Annotated in this window: 2 protein-coding genes; both read right to left on the bottom strand. The window is 67.3% G+C overall.

Annotated features, from left to right (window positions below; all coding sequences use genetic code 11):
- On the bottom strand, positions 1-363 hold a 363-nt coding region (locus tag AC5RVV_RS17815), incomplete at its 3' end, for a PLP-dependent transferase (protein WP_494002682.1).
- A 51-nt stretch (positions 364-414) separates the two neighbouring features.
- The coding region (locus AC5RVV_RS17810; protein WP_494002681.1) for a CBS domain-containing protein at positions 415-639 on the bottom strand (225 nt) is incomplete at its 5' end.

The raw sequence follows: 639 nt of genomic DNA, 5'->3' as shown, positions 1-639 counted from the left end.
GTTCCACGGCCCCAGCACGCGGCTGATCAGCCGGTAGGTTCCGCCGTAGGCGTCATTGCCCAACACGATGTGGTCCCCCGGCTGCAGCAGCGCGCGGATCAGCGAATCCTCCGCGGCCAGGCCGGAGGCGAAGCTGAAGGCATGCCGGCCGCCCTCCAACGCGGCCAGCTGCACCTGGAGCGCGTCGCGGGTGGGATTGCCGCCGCGGCCGTATTCGTAGCCGTTGCGCAGTCCGCCGATGCCGTCCTGGGCAAAGGTGGAGGACTGGTAGATCGGCGGGACGACGGCGCCGGTGGTCGGATCGAAGTCCTGGCCGGCATGGACGGCGCGGGTGTTGAAGCCCTGGTTTTCGGAGGTGCTCACGGTGGACCTTTCGCTGGTTGGGGAAGCCGGTGCCTGAGGTTGGTCGGGCAGCTACTTGTTCAGGTAGAAGAGCAGGTCGTGGCGCGTCAGCACGCCGATCGGCCCGCCTACGAAGGTGACCATCAGGGCGTCGACGTCCTGCAGTTTCTTGCGGGCGCTGGACAGCGACTCGAGGGAACCGATGACTGGCATCTTCTCCCCCATGTGCAGGCTGACCCGGTCCGTCAGCTTGGCTTCGCCGCGGAACAGCTTGGACGTCAGGGAGCGTTCGTCCAC

It is taken from the genome of Arthrobacter sp. MDT2-34-1, assembly GCF_059091365.1.
The sequence above is the reverse complement of the archived record's forward strand: the minus strand, read 5'-3'. Positions and strand labels throughout refer to the sequence as shown.